Annotated in this window: 16 protein-coding genes; 4 read left to right on the plus strand and 12 right to left on the minus strand. The window is 67.4% G+C overall.

The genetic code is table 11. From position 1 onward, the window contains the following. Positions 1-19 precede the first annotated feature (19 nt). Positions 20-865, minus strand: coding sequence for an SDR family oxidoreductase (locus HFP48_RS26140; protein ID WP_168580330.1), 846 nt, complete (start codon positions 863-865; stop codon positions 20-22). Then, on the minus strand, positions 862-1,323 hold the full coding sequence (locus HFP48_RS26145) for a VOC family protein (RefSeq protein ID WP_168580331.1): 462 nt from the start codon (positions 1,321-1,323) through the stop codon (positions 862-864). The genes HFP48_RS26140 and HFP48_RS26145 overlap by 4 nt, the downstream gene beginning before the upstream one ends. 109 nt (positions 1,324-1,432) lie before the next feature. Between HFP48_RS26145 and HFP48_RS26150 the strand changes: the two genes are divergently transcribed. Genes HFP48_RS26150 through HFP48_RS26165 form a run of 4 tightly spaced genes read left to right on the plus strand, consistent with a single transcriptional unit; the run spans position 1,433 to position 5,527 of the window. Further along, complete coding sequence (locus HFP48_RS26150; RefSeq protein ID WP_168580332.1) at positions 1,433-2,734, plus strand: acyl-CoA dehydrogenase family protein; 1,302 nt, start codon at positions 1,433-1,435, stop codon at positions 2,732-2,734. Then, positions 2,731-3,753, plus strand: coding sequence for a phosphotransferase family protein (locus HFP48_RS26155; RefSeq protein WP_246872482.1), 1,023 nt, complete (start codon positions 2,731-2,733; stop codon positions 3,751-3,753). Before HFP48_RS26150 ends, HFP48_RS26155 begins: the two co-directional genes overlap by 4 nt. A gap of 20 nt (positions 3,754-3,773) precedes the next feature. After that, on the plus strand, positions 3,774-4,556 hold the full coding sequence (locus HFP48_RS26160; RefSeq protein ID WP_168580333.1) for an enoyl-CoA hydratase-related protein: 783 nt from the start codon (positions 3,774-3,776) through the stop codon (positions 4,554-4,556). 2 nt (positions 4,557-4,558) lie between these two features. After that, a complete protein-coding gene (locus HFP48_RS26165; protein WP_168580660.1) occupies positions 4,559-5,527 on the plus strand; it encodes an NADPH:quinone oxidoreductase family protein in 969 nt (322 codons plus the stop codon). Between the two features lie 85 nt (positions 5,528-5,612). Here the strand turns inward: HFP48_RS26165 and HFP48_RS26170 are convergent, their stop codons facing one another. The 10 genes from HFP48_RS26170 to HFP48_RS26215 form a co-directional block, all read right to left on the minus strand. Then, positions 5,613-6,020, minus strand: a complete 408-nt coding sequence (locus HFP48_RS26170; protein ID WP_168580334.1) for a hypothetical protein — start codon at positions 6,018-6,020, stop codon at positions 5,613-5,615. A 92-nt stretch (positions 6,021-6,112) separates the two neighbouring features. After that, positions 6,113-6,718 (minus strand): TetR/AcrR family transcriptional regulator, encoded by a 606-nt coding sequence (locus HFP48_RS26175; protein ID WP_168580335.1) that lies wholly within the window; start codon positions 6,716-6,718, stop codon positions 6,113-6,115. A gap of 96 nt (positions 6,719-6,814) precedes the next feature. Further along, positions 6,815-7,963, minus strand: a complete 1,149-nt coding sequence (locus tag HFP48_RS26180; RefSeq protein ID WP_168580336.1) for an acyl-CoA dehydrogenase family protein — start codon at positions 7,961-7,963, stop codon at positions 6,815-6,817. A 9-nt stretch (positions 7,964-7,972) separates the two neighbouring features. Beyond that, a complete protein-coding gene (locus HFP48_RS26185) occupies positions 7,973-9,118 on the minus strand; it encodes a thiolase family protein (protein ID WP_168580337.1) in 1,146 nt (381 codons plus the stop codon). A gap of 14 nt (positions 9,119-9,132) precedes the next feature. After that, positions 9,133-9,960 carry an enoyl-CoA hydratase-related protein gene (locus HFP48_RS26190; protein ID WP_168580338.1) on the minus strand — a complete coding sequence of 276 codons (828 nt, stop codon included), beginning with the start codon at positions 9,958-9,960 and terminating at the stop codon, positions 9,133-9,135. 28 nt (positions 9,961-9,988) lie between these two features. Then, on the minus strand, positions 9,989-11,224 hold the full coding sequence (locus HFP48_RS26195) for a CaiB/BaiF CoA-transferase family protein (protein ID WP_168580339.1): 1,236 nt from the start codon (positions 11,222-11,224) through the stop codon (positions 9,989-9,991). Then, positions 11,224-11,991 carry an SDR family NAD(P)-dependent oxidoreductase gene (locus HFP48_RS26200; RefSeq protein WP_168580340.1) on the minus strand — a complete coding sequence of 256 codons (768 nt, stop codon included), beginning with the start codon at positions 11,989-11,991 and terminating at the stop codon, positions 11,224-11,226. The genes HFP48_RS26195 and HFP48_RS26200 overlap by 1 nt, the downstream gene beginning before the upstream one ends. Next, entirely contained in the window at positions 11,991-13,157 is a 1,167-nt protein-coding gene (locus tag HFP48_RS26205) for an acyl-CoA dehydrogenase family protein (protein WP_168580661.1), read from the minus strand. Before HFP48_RS26205 ends, HFP48_RS26200 begins: the two co-directional genes overlap by 1 nt. Before the next feature lie 93 nt (positions 13,158-13,250). Next, positions 13,251-14,543 (minus strand): amidohydrolase family protein, encoded by a 1,293-nt coding sequence (locus HFP48_RS26210; protein ID WP_168580341.1) that lies wholly within the window; start codon positions 14,541-14,543, stop codon positions 13,251-13,253. Between the two features lie 16 nt (positions 14,544-14,559). Then, the gene (locus tag HFP48_RS26215) at positions 14,560-14,874 is read right to left on the minus strand and encodes a hypothetical protein (RefSeq protein ID WP_168580342.1); all 315 of its coding nucleotides are present in this window, start codon (positions 14,872-14,874) and stop codon (positions 14,560-14,562) included. Between the last annotated feature and the right edge of the window lie 300 nt (positions 14,875-15,174).

Below are 15,174 nucleotides of genomic sequence, written 5' to 3' on the forward strand. Positions count from 1 at the left end.
CAGAGTTGTCACCGATCCTTCAGGGCGACGTCGCGACCCAGCCCGCCCCGGCCCGGACGGCGGCGCAGATGCCCCCGTCGACCAGCAGATCGGTGCCGGTGAGGAACCCGGCGTCGGCGGAGAGCGCGAAGGCGGCGACTGCGGCGACCTCCTCTGCCCGACCCCGGCGGCCCAGCGGCGTCCGGACGATCATGGCGTCCATGCTCGGATGAGTCGCCGCCTCCTGCCGCCCCTGTGGAGTGTCGATCATGCCGGGAGAGACGGAACAGACGCGGGCGCCCACCGGCCCGAGGCGGACGGCTTCCTGCTGGACGAACCGATGCACCCCACGCTTCGCCCAGGCATACGCCACGCCGGCGTTCTCGACAGCCGGTCCGATCGCGTCGCGGAGCCGGTCGAGGAACTGCTCGTGCAACGGGTCGTCCAGCACGGCGAGTACGGCCGGCTCGGGCACCGACGGGTCGAGCAACGGCGCCATCGACGCGAAGTACACCGACGCAGTCCCGACGGTGGCGAGCGGCCGCAGAGCCTCGGCGAGCTGCGCGGTTGCCATCAGGTCGACGGTGAAGATGCTCCGCCAGTCGGCCATCGTGGGCGAGATGCCCGCGGCGTGCGCGACGGCTCGTAGCGTGCCGAGTTCGCCGGCGCGCCCGGCGAGCCGGGCCAGCCCGGCCCGATCGGTCACGTCCAGGACGAACGGCTCCAGGCGCGTGTGCCTCTCCCCCGCCAGAGACCCTGCGGCGGTGGACAGCAGCTCTTCGTCACGGTCGACGAGCAGCAGCGTGTCGACGAAAGCGGCGACACGGCGAGCACATTCGAAGCCCATGCCCCGCCCCGCGCCGGTCACGATCCCGACGGTGCTCATGCGACACCCCCGTCGACCGCGGGCGTAGCCCAGCACTGTGACAGTCCCGGTTCGATCGCCCGGTCGACGAGTTCGACGAGCAGACCCGTCGAGCTGCGCAGGAAGGCGAACGCCGGACGCCCGTCCGGCGCCACCCGGCGCGCCTCGACGGAGTATCCGGTCCGCGCGAGGCCCTCGGCATCGGCGGCGACGTCCTCCGACCAGTACCCGAGATGATGGATGCCCGCTGTGGGCGCCCACAGCGTATCCGGGACGCCGCAGACGATTTCGATCCGCGGTTCGGTCACCGAGAACGCGCAGCGCAGTTCCACGACGGTGTCCCCGGCCGGGGTCACCACCGAGACGGCGGCACCGGTCTCGAGTCCCCAGTCGTAGCCGAAGAGGCCGGTGAGTTCGTCGCGGGTGGCGTCGAAGTCGGCGGTGACGATGCCGAGATGGAACAGGTCCGCCGCCCTCATCGGCCGTCGTCCCCACCCGCGGCGCCCGCCCCGAAAACGAGATTCGGAACGGCAAGAATTGCATTTCGGAACATGAGAGCAATATTCTCATCATCGGAGAGGAGATGCAATGGCATGGGATTTCGAGACCGACCCCGACTACCAGGCGAAGCTGGACTGGGCGGACGAGTTCGTGCGCGAGTACGTCGAACCGCTCGATCTGGCCTGGCCGGACCAGCAGTTCGTGCCCCTGGAGGGCGCCCGACGTAAGGCGATCGACCCGCTCAAGGACGAGGTCCGCAAGCAAGGCCTGTGGGCCACCCACCTCGGGCCGGACTTAGGTGGCCAGGGCTACGGCGCCGTGAAGCTGGCCCTGCTGAACGAGATCCTCGGCAGATCCTCGTGGGCGCCGATCGTGTTCGGCTGCCAGGCACCGGACACCGGCAATGCCGAGATCATTGCCCACTACGGCACGGAAGAGCAGAAGAAGCGCTACCTGCAGCCGCTGCTCGACGGGGAGATGTTCTCGAGCTACTCGATGACCGAACCGCAGGGCGGCGCCGATCCCCGGCAGTTCCGCACCCGTGCCGTCGAGGACGGCGACGAGTGGGTCCTCAACGGGTGGAAGTACTTCTCCTCCAACGCGCGGACCGCGTCGTTCCTCATCGTCATGGCGGTCACGAATCCGGATGTGCCTGCCACCGAGGGCATGTCGATGTTCCTGGTGCCGACTGACACGCCGGGAATCGAAATCGTCCGGAACGTCGGAATGTATGGTGACGCGCCGGGCGAGGGCTCACACGCGTTGATCCACTACAACGACGTACGGGTGCCGGCCGAGGCTCTGCTCGGCGGTGAAGGCCAGGCGTTCGCTGCTGCCCAGACGCGCCTCGGCGGGGGCCGGATCCACCATGCGATGCGAACGATAGGTTTGGCGCAGCAGGCGATCGACATGATGTGCGAGCGCGCGTTGAGCCGCGAGACTGCGGGCAGCCGGCTCGCCGACAAGCAGTTCGTCCAGGGCTACATCGCCGACTCGTACGCCCAGCTCGCCCAATTCCGTCTGTTCGTGCTGCACACGGCGTGGAAGATCGACAAGTACAACGACTACAAGAAGGTCCGCAAGGACATCGCCACCGCGAAGATCGTCATGCCGCAGGTTCTGCACGACATCGCATGGCGCGCAATGCAGATCCACGGGGCACTCGGGGTGACCGACGAACTCCCGCTGTTCCGGATGATTCACGGCGCCGCTGTGATGGGCCTGGCCGACGGACCGACCGAGGTGCACAAGACCACGGTCGCCAAGCAGGTGCTGCGCGACTACCGAGCCATCGACGACATGTGGCCGACCGCGTGGATCCCGAAGAAGCAGGAAGCCGCCCGGGCGAAGTACGCCGAATTTCTCGAACTCGAAGTGGGGAACCTGTGATCGACACGAACCGACTCGCCGCATGGATGGACGAGCAGGGCCTGCCCGGCAAGGGCGCCCCGCTCGAGGCGAAGTTCCTCTCCGGCGGAACACAGAACGAGATCTACCGGCTCCGGCGTGACGACTTCACGTGTGTCATCCGGATCCCACCGGCGGGCGCGCCGGCCGACCGCGACAACGGCATCATGCGCGAATGGCGCATCATCCAGGCCCTCGACGGTACCGACGTTCCGCACACCACGGCCGTCGCGGCGTGCTCGGACACCGCAGTGCTCGGCCGCTCGTTCTACCTCATGGGATTCGTCGACGGGTGGTCGCCGATGGACCATCGCGACGGTTGGCCCGCCCCGTTCGACACCGACCTCGAGGCCCGCGCCGGACTCGCGTACCAACTGGCGGAGGGTATCGCGCTGCTGTCGAAGGTGGAGTGGAAGGCCAAGGGCCTGCACGACCTCGGCCGGCCCGACGGCTTCCACGATCGCCAGGTCGACCGCTGGACTCGGTTCTTCGAACGGATCAAGCGCCGCGAGATCGACGGCATGGACGTGGCCACCAAGTGGCTGCAGAACCACCGGCCGCTCGACTACATCCCCGGCCTGATGCACGGCGACTATCAATTCGCCAACGTGATGTTCGAGCACGGGGCCCCGGCGAAACTCGCCGCGCTCGTGGACTGGGAGATGGGCACGGTCGGAGACCCCAAGCTCGACCTCGCGTGGATGGTGCAGGGCTGGCCGGAGGACATGAACTCCCCCGATGCCGCCGAGGCGAGCTACGTCGACCTGCGTGGTATGCCGAACCGCGCGCAGCTCGTCGAGCACTACGCGAAGGTCTCCGGTCGGCAGGTCGACGACCTCGACTACTACCTCGTGCTCGCCAAATGGAAGCTCGCGGTCGTGCTCGAGCAAGGTTACCAGCGCGCGGGCGACGACGTGAAGCTCCAGTCGTTCGGGCCGGTGGTCGAAAATCTCATGAGATCCGCGGCCGAGCTGGCCGAGTCGACGGAGTACTCGTCGTGACCGGAACGAATGGAGCACCGATGGCTAACACCGCGACCGACGAACTGGTCCGCACGCAGCACGGCCCCGTCCTGATCCTGCGGCTCAACCGCCCCGACGCTCGCAACGCCCTGACCGGGTCCCTGCTGAACGCGATCGGTTCTGCGGTGAACGAGGCAGAAGCCGATCCGGACACCCGCGTGGTCGTGCTGACTGCCACCGGCGATCGCGCGTTCTGCGCAGGCATGGATCTGCGAGCCTTCGCCGACGGCGACTCGATCGGCCTCGACTCCGAGGACGGGCTCGGATACCAGCGGCTGTGCGAGGGCACGCTGTCGATCCCTGTCGTCGGTGCCGTCAACGGCAGCGCCGTCGGAGGCGGGCTCGAACTGCTGCTCGGCTGCGACGTCGTCGTCTCCTCGTCGGCCGCGAAGTTCGCCTTACCGGAGGTCTCACGAGGGCTGTTCCCGGCCGGCGGCGGCACCTCGCTGGGGACCCGCATCCCGCTCGGGGCCGCGCTGGAACTGACGCTCACCGGTGACGCGATCACCGCCGAGCGAGCGCGGGAGCTGGGCCTGGTCAATGCCGTCGTCGACCCGGAGCAGGTGCTCGAGAGTGCGCTGCGGTACGCCGAGCGGATCGCCGCGAATGCTCCCCTCGGACTGGCCGCGTGCAAGGAACTGGTCCGGCTCGCCGTCACCGCGCCGGACCGGGTGGCCGACCGGCTCGGGCACTGGCAGTCGACGGTGTTCGGGAGCGCGGACGCCAGGGAGGGCGCCGTGGCATTCGTCGAGAAGCGCGCACCCGTCTGGCAGGGCAGGTGACCGTGCGCGCCGCGGTCTGCCCGGAGTACGGGCCACCCGAGGTGGTGCGTATCGAAGCGCGGCCCTCCGTTCCCCTCGCGGACGGGCACGTGCGGGTACGGGCGGCTGCGGCCGCCGTCAACTTCCCCGATGTGCTGGTGATCGCCGACAGGTATCAGGTCAGCGTTCCACCTCCGTTCGTACCTGGCAGCGAGTACGCCGGAGTGGTCGAGGAAGTCGCGGAGGACGTGACGAGCTTCGCTGTCGGCGACCGCGTCACCGGCACCGGCATCGTCGGAGCGTTCGCCGAGGAGGTGGTGGCGCCCGCCCGATCGCTGACCCGCATCCCCGACGGGGTGGGTGACCACGCGGCGGCCGCGTTCGGGGTGGCGCATCGGACCGCGTACCACACGCTCCGATCGGTGGCCCTGGTCGAGCCCGGGGACGAGGTGATCGTCCTCGGGGCGGGTGGAGGTGTGGGCCTCGCCGCCGTCCAGCTCGCGGTCACGCTCGGCGCGACCGTCACGGCGGTCGCGTCCAGTGCCGAGAAGCTCGATGTGGCCGCCTCGTACGGCGCCACCCGTCTGGTCAACCATCGTGAGAGAGACCTCCGTGCGACCCTGCGCACGGCCGTGCCGGAGGGCGCGCAGGCGGTCGTCGACCCGGTCGGGGGCGAGCTGTCGGAGGCGGCGCTGCGCTCGCTGCGCCGCGGTGGACGTTTCGTCACAGTCGGTTTCGCGTCCGGCACCATTCCTCGGATTCCACTCAACCTGGTCCTCGTCAAGGGTGTTCGCCTGCAAGGCTTCCAGTTCCAGGATCTGGACCGGGAGGAGTTCCGGCGGAACGAGAAGGAGCTCGAGGACCTGCTCGCGTCCGAACGAGTCGTCCCGCACATCGGAGCCGTCTTCCCCCTGTCGGAGACGGTCGAGGCTCTGCGGCAGGTAGCGGACGGCAAGGCGGTCGGAAAGGTCCTCATCGACCCCACCCGATGAATCACGGCCGCCGGCACCTCGACGGATCGAGATGCCGGCGGCCGTGGTCGAGTCGGAGTTCGTGGAGCGGAGACGGAACGGTGGGTCAGTTCACTGCGACGAAAGTGCCTCGTCGTGCAGGACCCACCTCGATGCAGAGAAAACGCTCGCATGAGTCGACGGCGTCGTCGGACCGGGAGAGCGCAGCAAGCGCGTGGGACTTGAACGCCCGCGCTGCTGAACTCATCCTGTACTCCCGAGCCACGAACTCCCGGTCGGTTCCATCCGGGATCACGTTGCCGAGGAGTTCGATCTCGTTCTCCCAATCACCGAGAGCTTCGAGCGCCCCCTCTCGAATCCGCACATCTGACTCATAGAGGCGCGGCGACACCAGGACGGAGTGCGGCATCGGTCCGTAGGACGAGGATAACGCAGACTGCAAATCGAGCACGACTTCGACTCCGAGGATCCGCAGAGCTCGTGTCTCAGCGGGTTCCGCCAGCACGACCGCCACGTCCCATCCTGCCATGACGTGATCGAACAGACGCCCCCCCGCGCACTGCACCACCTCGACGACGGTCGGAGCAACGACGGCCAGCCGATACCTCAGACCGCGGTTGCGGGCGAGAGCTGTCGAATGAGTGACCGAGTGTATTCCTGGAAGATCTCGGACAGCGGAATCGAACGATCGAGCAGCCATAAGAGCTCCATTCCTCTGAGAAACGCCACAACCTCCGCTGCTTTGACAGCAGCGTCCAGATCGGCTCGGTACCGGCCGGCGCGTTGTCCGCGCCGGATGCTCTCCTCGATGGTGTCGACGGAACTCCGGTGTCGGTCCAGTAGGCGGTCGTGCAATGGAGCATCCGGCTCCAGGTTCTCGACCAGGAGCAGGGCGAAGGTCCCGATCAGCTCCGGAGAGCGATCGAAGCGCTCGACTACTCGCTCGAGCTGCTCGATGAAGTCACCCGAGCGGTCCACATCACGGTCGTCCGCGGCATCGCGTGCATCGAGAACGGCATGCAGCAACTGATCCTTGGACTCGAAGTGATGCAGCAGCCCCGCACGAGTCACGCCGGCCTCGGCAGCGATCTGCGCGAGCGACGTGGATCGCCACCCTTGCCGCGCCAGCAACCGCTGCGCGACGGCCAGGATCACCTGCCGGCGATCCGCCCCCTTCGCGAGAAGGGTGGCATAGGGGCGGGGCTCCGGCATCACGTCTCCTTCCACGGCGACCAACCTACTGAACACACAGTAGGTTGGTTTGAGAGATGTGACAAGGGTCTCACCAGAAATTGTCTGCGGCTCGTCTCACAGACCCAGAGATTTCGCGATGATCACCTTCATGACCTCGCTGGTCCCCGCGTAGATCCGGGTGATCCGAGCGTCGGAGTACAGCCGGGCGATCGGGTATTCCGTCATGTAGCCGTAGCTGCCGAACAACTGCAGGCAGCGATCCACCACGCGAGCCTGGACCTCGGTGCAGAACAATTTGACCCTCGCCGCATCCGCACCGGAGAGTTCCCCGCGCACGAGTTCGCCGACGGCCCGGTCGAGCACGGCTTGCGCCGCCTCGACATCTGCATCCATCGCCGCGAGCTCGAACTTCGTGTTCTGGAACGCGGCCACCGGCGTCCCGAACGCCTTACGCTCCTTGACGTAGTCGATCGTGGCTGCGATCGCGGCCCGTGACTGGGCGACCGAACCGACGGCCACGGTCATCCGCTCCTGCGGCAGATTGTGCCCGAGATACTCGAATGCCCGCCCCTCCTCACCGAGCCGATTCGTCACCGGCACCCGCACGTCGGTGAACGACAGCTCGACGGTGTCCTGCACCTTGCAGCCCATCTTGTCGAGCACCCGGCCCCGCGTGAATCCGGACATGCCGTCCTCGACGACGAGCAGGGTCAGTCCGACGCGTCGGTTGTCCGGATCGTTCGAGGTCCGAGCCACGACGATCACCAGATCGGCCAGCAACCCGCCCGTGATGAAGGTCTTGGCACCGTTGAGGACGTACTCGTCACCGTCGCGAACCGCCGTTGTGCGGATGCCGGCAAGGTCCGAGCCTGTCCCGGGTTCGGTCATGGCGACGGCGGTGAGCAACTCACCCGCCGCCAGCCTGGGGAACCAGCGTCGGCGCTGCCGCTCGTCGGCGTACTCCAGGAAGTACGGCAGGATCACGTCGAGCTGCGTGCGCACGGTGCCGAGAGTGACGAGCGCTCGCGCGGCCTCCTCCTGCAGCACGACGTTGAACCGGTAGTCGGGGACTCCCCCGCCTCCGTACTCCTCGGGAATCGCGGTGCCCAGCATGCCGAGCGCGCCGAGCTTGCGGAAGAATTCGCGGGGCATCCGTCCCGCCTTCTCCCACTCCGCGTAATGCGGGACGACCTCCCGCTCGACGAAGTCGCGCGCGAGCTTGCGGAACGCTTCGTGGTCCTCGGTGAACAGATCTCGACGCACAGTCCCTCCTCAGTCGACGAGCTCGACGACCGCTGCGTTGGCGGTACCGCCGCCCTCGCACATGGTCTGCAGGCCGAAACGAATTCCCTTGTCCCGCATGTGGTGGATCATCCGGGTCATCAGAACCGCACCCGAGCCGCCGAGCGGATGGCCGAGCGCGATCGCACCACCGAGCGGGTTCACCCGTTCCGCATTCGCACCTGTCTCGGCGAGCCAGGCCAGCGGTACGGACGCGAACGCCTCGTTGACCTCGAACACCCCGATGTCGGCGATGGCGATCCCCGCCTTGCGCAGCACCTTCTCGGTTGCCGGAATCGGCCCGGTGAGCATGAGTACGGGATCCGCGCCGGCGACGGCGCCCGCGCGGTATCGCACGAGCGGCGTCAGACTGAGCTCGCGTGCCTTCTCCGGCGTCGTCACGAGCAGGGCTGCGGCCCCGTCGGAGATCTGGGAGGAGTTTCCCGCGTGGATCACCCCGTCGTCGGTGAACGCCGGCTTCAGACCGGCGAGCTTCTCGACCGTTGTCCCGCGTCGCACTCCTTCGTCCCGGGTGACAACCCCAGCTTCTGTTGTAACGGGAACGATCTGTGCGTCGAACGAGCCCGCGTCCTGCGCTGCCGCGGCCAGTTCGTGCGAACGTACGGAGAACTCGTCCAGCCGGGTGCGGGTGAAACCCCACTTCTCCGCGATCATCTCGGCAGAGACACCCTGATTGAAGGAGAAGCCGTCGTAGCGGTCGAGAGCTGCCGGACCGTACGGCATTCCCGTGCTGCGTGCCGCACCGAGCGGGACCCGGCTCATCGTCTCGACGCCACCGGCGACGACGATGTCCTGCTGGCCCGACATCACCGCCTGCACTGCGAAATCGAGGGTCTGCTGGCTCGATCCGCACGCCCGGTTGACGGTCGCTCCCGGCACCGACTCGGGCCATCCGGCCGCGAGCACCGAGTATCGGCCGACGTTGCTCGACTGGTCACCCACCTGGGACACGCAACCCCACACCACGTCCTCCACGAGAACGGGATCGATCCCGGTACGCTCCGCGAGCGCCCGTAGCACGACGGCGGACAGGTCGACGGGGTGGACGGACGACAAACCGCCGTTCCGTTTGCCTACCGGGGTACGGACCGCCTCGGCAATCACGACTTCACGCATCGAATCTCCTGACGTCAAGGCCGGTTCGGGGATGGAACACGGGCCGGGATGGTAGCTCGGGGCACGCCCCAGCCACCGGTGAACTGCGGCTCCCGCCTGTCTGCGAACGCCGCGTACGCCTCGGGGGCGTCGACGGTTGCGAAGTTGACCAACTGCGCCCGGCCCTCGCCGGCCAGCGCATCACGCAGCGTGCGATCGGCGCCCTCGTTCAGCAATGCCTTGGTCTGGGCCAGGGCGACGGGAGGTCCGGCCGCCAGGCGTTGTGCCAGATCCAGGACGAAGCGGTCGATCTCGTTGTCCGGCACCACCCAGGTCACCAGGTTCAGCGCCCGTGCCTGCTCCGCATCGATCGTCTCGGCGAGCAGGGCGAGCCGTTTCGCCTGTTGCAGGCCCACCAACTTGGGCAGCAGCCACGAGCCACCGAGATCGAGTGACAGGCCGCGCTTGGCGAAGATCTGCGAGAAGGTCGACGACGGGGTGGCGACGACGAAGTCGCAGCCGAGGGCGAGATTCCATCCGGCACCGACGGCAACACCGGTGACCTTGGCGACCGTGGGGATCGGCAGCTCGTGCAGACGCAGCGCGACGTCACCGAGCATCTTCAGCTTGCGTACCGGGTGCGTGTCGGCCGAGCCCGCGAGGTCGCCACCCGAGCTGAAGGCACCGCCCGCGCCGGTGAGCACCAGCGCCCGCACCTCCGGATCGTTACCGGCGGCGTCGAAGGCATCACGTAGAGCGGCCCACAGTTCCATGTCGATCGCATTGCGGCGACGCGGACGGTTCAGGGTCAGGGTCCGCACGCCGTCACGGTCGTCGATGATCAGGACGGGACCGTTGCTCACGGTGCTTCCTCTCGTCGCAGGTCAGCGGTCACCGGTAGGCCGGGCCGATCGCGCCCCGGTCGCGCAGCGCGCCGATTGCGTCCGGGCCCAGACCGAGTTCGGTGAGCACGTGATCGGTGTGTTCGCCGAGTCCGGGCACCGCTCCCATCGGCGGGTCGAATCCTTCGATGACCGGCGGCGGCAACAGCGCCGGAATCGGGCCGTTCGGGGTGTCGATCCGCCGCCATCGCTCGCGGCCGGCGAGCTGCGGGTGTGCGAGGACCTCGCTGGGGACGTTGTAGCGCGCATTGCCGATGCCGGCGGCGTCGGCTGTCTTCTGCACGTGTTCGAGGTCGTGCCGGGCGCACCACGCACCGATCTCCGCGTCGAGCACGTCCCGGTTCTGCACGCGATCGGAATTGGTCCGGAACCGCGCGTCGTCTGCCAGATCGTCCCGCTGGAGGATGTCGCGGGCGAGACGCTGCCATTCGCGGTCGTTGGTGGTTCCCAGGACGACGGTCTGCCCGTCGACGGTCGCATACGCCCCATACGGGGCGACCGCCGGCGAACTCATACCCAACGGCTGCTGGTCGATACCCGAGTGCCGGGCGTAGGTGAGGTGGTACCCCATCATCTCGGCCATGGAATCGAACAGGCTCACGGACACCGCCGGGGCCCGGTCACCGCGCCCCCGTGCGCGGCCGCACAACAGGGCCAGGATCGACAGCGCCGCGTACAGGCCCGAGGTGACGTCGGCGACGGGTGGGCCGGGCTTGGCCGGGGCACCGGGATGCCCGGTCACCGAGCACACCCCCGACTCCGCCTGTACCAGCAGGTCGTAGGCGCGCTTGTGGGACAGCGGGCCGCCCGCTCCGAAGCCGTCGATGTCGACGGCAATCAGGTCGGGGTGCCGTTCGGCCAGGTCCGCGCGCGACAGGGCGAGGCGGGTGACGGCGCCCGGTGCGAGGTTGGACACCAGGACGTCGGCCCGGCCGAGCAGTCGGTGCAGCAGGTCGATCCCCGCGTGACTCTTCAGATCGAGGGTCACCGATTCCTTGCCGCGGTTGACCCAGACGAAGTGGGCGGCGAGGCCGTTGACGACGTCGTCGTAGTCGCGGGCGAAGTCACCACCGCGGGGGTTCTCGACCTTGATCACACGGGCTCCGAAGTCGGCGAGAGTCCGCGTGCACATCGGCGCGGAGACCGCCTGCTCGAGGGCGACGACGGTGATGCCGGCCAAAGGACCGTCGCTGCGCGGCTGCGGGAAACCGACCTGCTGCGCCATCAGATGACCATTCCGCCGTCCACGGGCAGGACCTGCCCGGTGACGAAGGACGACGCATCGGACGCGAAGAACACGAACGCTCCGGCGACCTCCTCCGGTTCCGCCCAGCGGCGCAGTGCGATCCGATTGAGCATCTGCGGTGCGAACCGCTCGTCGGTGCGGATGGTCGTCGTCATCGGGGTCGCAGCCAGCGGAGCCAGTGCATTGACGAGGATATTCTTGCGCGCCAGTTCACGAGCCAGTGACTTCGTCATTCCGATGATGCCCGCCTTCGCGGCGGAGTAGTTCACCTGCCCCAGTGTGCCGATGATGCCCGCCGACGAGGTGACGTTGATGATGCGTCCGGTGCCGTCGGTGGCGAGGAAGGGCAACGCGGCCTGGGCACAGTTGAACGCACCCATGAGGTGGATGTCGAGCATCCGCTGGACGCTCTCGGTCGTCGTGTCGGGGAACATGGACGGCGCCGTCACGCCGGCGTTGTTCACGATCACGTGCAGCACGCCCTCGGTGAATCCGGCGGCGCGAGCCATCGCGGCGTCGGCGGCGGCGCGGTCACGGACGTCGAGCGCCATGCTGTCGGCCTTGCCGCCGTTGTTCGAAATACGCTCGGCGACAGCAGCTGCCGCATCGCCGTCCACATCGGTGACGAGCACGGCCGCTCCGGCCGCGGCATACGCCTCGGCGACCGCCGAGCCGATACCGCCCGCGGCACCGGTCACCACTGCCGACCGGCCCGTCAGGTCGAACAGCCATCTCTTCTCGGTCATCAATAACTCCTCGGCAGTCCCAGGGCGTGTGAGCCCAGGTAGTTCAGGATCATTTCCTGGCTGATCGGGGCGATCTTCATCAACCGCGACTCGCGGAAGTAGCGGGAGACGTTGTACTCCTCCGAATAGCCCATGCCGCCGTGTGCCTGCAGCGCCCGGTCCGCAGCGGTGAATCCTGCTTCAGCACAAAGGTATTTGGCGGTGTTGGCCTCGCGACCGCACGTCCGGCCGTTGTCGTAGAGCCAGGTGGCCTTGCGCAACACGAGTTCGGCGGCGTCGAGTCGTGCGAGGGAATCGGCGAGCGGGAACTGGATGCCCTGGTTCATGCCGATCGGACGGCCGAACACCTCGCGCTGCTTGCCGTACTCGACGGCCTTGGCCAGCGCCACCCGCCCGATACCGAGCGCCTCGGCTGCGATGAGCATCCGCTCGGGGTTGAGGCCGTCGAGCAGGTACTGGAAACCCTTGCCCTCCTCGCCCACTCGGTCTTCGACCGGCACGATCAGATCGTCGATGAACAATTCGTTCGACGTGACCGCATTGCGTCCCATCTTGGGGATCGGCCGGATGTCGACCTTGCTGCGATCGAGGTCGGTGAGGAACAGCGTCATGCCGTCGGTCTTGCGCGCAACTTCGTCGTACCGTTGCGTGCGCGTGAGCAGCAGGATCTTCTCCGACTCGAGCGCCTTCGAGATCCACACCTTGCGGCCGTTGACGACGTAGTGGTCGCCTTCCCGCCGCGCGAAGGTGGTGATGCGCGAGGTATCAAGCCCCGCACCGGGTTCGGTGACGCCGAAGCACACGTGCAGATCGCCGGTCGCAATACGCGGCAGGGTCCGCGCCTTGAGCTCGTCGGAACCGTGCACCACCACGGGGTGCATGCCGAAGATCGACATGTGAATCGAGCTCGCGGCGTTCATGCCGCCACCCGACCGGGCGACCTCCTCGAGCACGAGGCTCGCCTCGGTGATGCCGAGGCCGTGACCGCCGTACTCCTCCGGAATGGTGACTCCCAGCCAGCCGCCGTCCGCGACTGCCTGGTAGAACTCCGCAGGGAATTCGTGGTCACGATCCTTCCTCTGCCAGTACTGGTCGTCGAATCTGCTCGCGAGCTCTGCGACCGACTTGCGGATCAGCTCCTGGTCCTCGGTCAGCTCGAAGTTCATTCCCACGGACACGTCCGGTCCTCCACTGTTCTCATCTTCGCGGTCATCGCCGGAATCCCGGTGCCTGCGACACCCGGACCGTCGTGGACCTGTTCATCTGGCGCTCACCGCGGCACGGGCACGGGAGCGGAACGACTCGAGCTTCTCGGACGGGTCGATCACGCGCTTGCTGCGCGACTGGACGCTGATGTCGTGGCCGGCCGCCGCCTCGCGCAGTGCGCCGACGGTCGCCTGCTCACGAGGCACGTGCGTGAACGGGTCGAACGAGTACCAGCGCATGGCGTTCTCGTGAGTGATCTTGGCGACCTCTGCATCCGGGACGTCGTAGCGCTTCATCACCTCGTCCAGTTCCTCCGGCGCGTTCGGCCACATCGAGTCGCTGTGCGGGTAGTCCATCTCCCAGCAGATGTTGTCGATGCCGATGTCGTGGCGCAGCTTCACGCCCATCGGGTCGCTGATGAAGCAGGTCAGGAAGTGCTCACGGAAGACCTCGCTGGGCAGCTTGCCGCCGAAGTCCTGCAGCGTCCAGGTCGAGTGCAGCTCGAAGTTGCGGTCGACGCGTTCGAGGAAGTAGGGGATCCAGCCCGTCCCACCCTCGGACAGCGCGATCTTCAGGTCGGGGTAGTCCTTGACCGGCTGCGACCACAACAGGTCGGCTGCGGCCTGCACGATGTTCATCGGCTGGAGCGTCATGAGCACGTCCGGGGGTGAATCGACCGCGGGGATCGGCAGCCGGCCCGACGATCCGATGTGGATCGACAGGACCGTGTCCGTGTCGCACAGGGCCTGCCACAGCGGGTTCCAGAACGGGTCATGGAAGCTCGGGTACCCCAGGACCGCAGGGTTCTCGGTGAACGTGAGCGAATGGACGCCCTTCTTCGAGACTCGGCGCACCTCTGCGGCGCACAGTTCGGCGTCCCAGATCACCGGCAGTGCCATGGGGATGAAGCGTCCCGGGTATGCGCCACACCACTCCTCGATGTGCCAGTCGTTGTAGGCGCGCACGAGGGCGAGTGAGAAGTCGACGTCCTCGGTCGCGAAGAGGCGTGCGGCGAAGCCAGGGAACGACGGAAAGTTCATCTGCGCGAGGACACCGCCCGCATTCATGTCCTTGACCCGCTCGTGGACGTCGTAGCAGCCCGGCCGGATCTCGTCGAGGCCCTGGGGCTCGAGGCCGAACTCCTCCTTCGGGCGCCCCGCCACCGCGTTCAGCGCCGCGTTCGGGATGACCGTGTCGCGGAACGTCCAGACGTCGGTGCCGTCCGCCCGGTGTACCAACTTCGGCGCATCGTCGCGGTACCGCCTCGGCAGATGGTTCACGAACATGTCCGGTGGCTCGATGATGTGGTCGTCGACGCTGACAAGGATCATGTCGTCGCGGTTCATGGGTGTCCCTTTCGGATCAGTCGGAGGCGGGAAGCGCCTTGGCGGCCTTGACGGTCATGGGGACCCCGTCGCAGGTGAGCTCTCCCGTTCCGGGCGAGGTGCACAGGACCTCGACCGTGTCGTTCGCGTCGACATAGCGCTTACCGATGAGGGTGACCGGGTTCTGCACGCCCGAGGTGTCCGGACGGCCGGCCGGGGCGGGCACCATGGGACTCCCGCCGCAGGCGACGACCGGCACCGAGTCCGCGGGAGCACGTACGACGACAACTCTGGAAGTGCAGGCGGTGCTGGCGAGCTGCCCGCCGGGGCGCAACGGTGCCGGTGTGGTCATGGAGAACCTCCCCTTCGAAGAATCCCTCGGCCGGCGGACCGAAGCATCGGTACCGTGCCGCACATTTCTATGAAAACTATCTTCTCCTGAAGAGAGAATCAAGCTTCTGCATCCGGCCGACGCGTTGACCCCACCGCATCCGGGCCGCCGGTTACTCCGCAATCCGGCGCCGCGCTACGGCACCGGCCCCGAGGCTGCGACCTGCCGAATCCCCGACCCGAGCGCCCCGCATTGACTATCCGGACAAGTCATGGAAACCTTATGCACAGAAATGAGAATGCAATTCTCTCGAAAGGAGGT

Origin of the sequence: Rhodococcus sp. DMU1 (genome assembly GCF_012272955.1) — a bacterium.
GTDB classification, from domain to species: domain Bacteria; phylum Actinomycetota; class Actinomycetes; order Mycobacteriales; family Mycobacteriaceae; genus Rhodococcus; species Rhodococcus aetherivorans.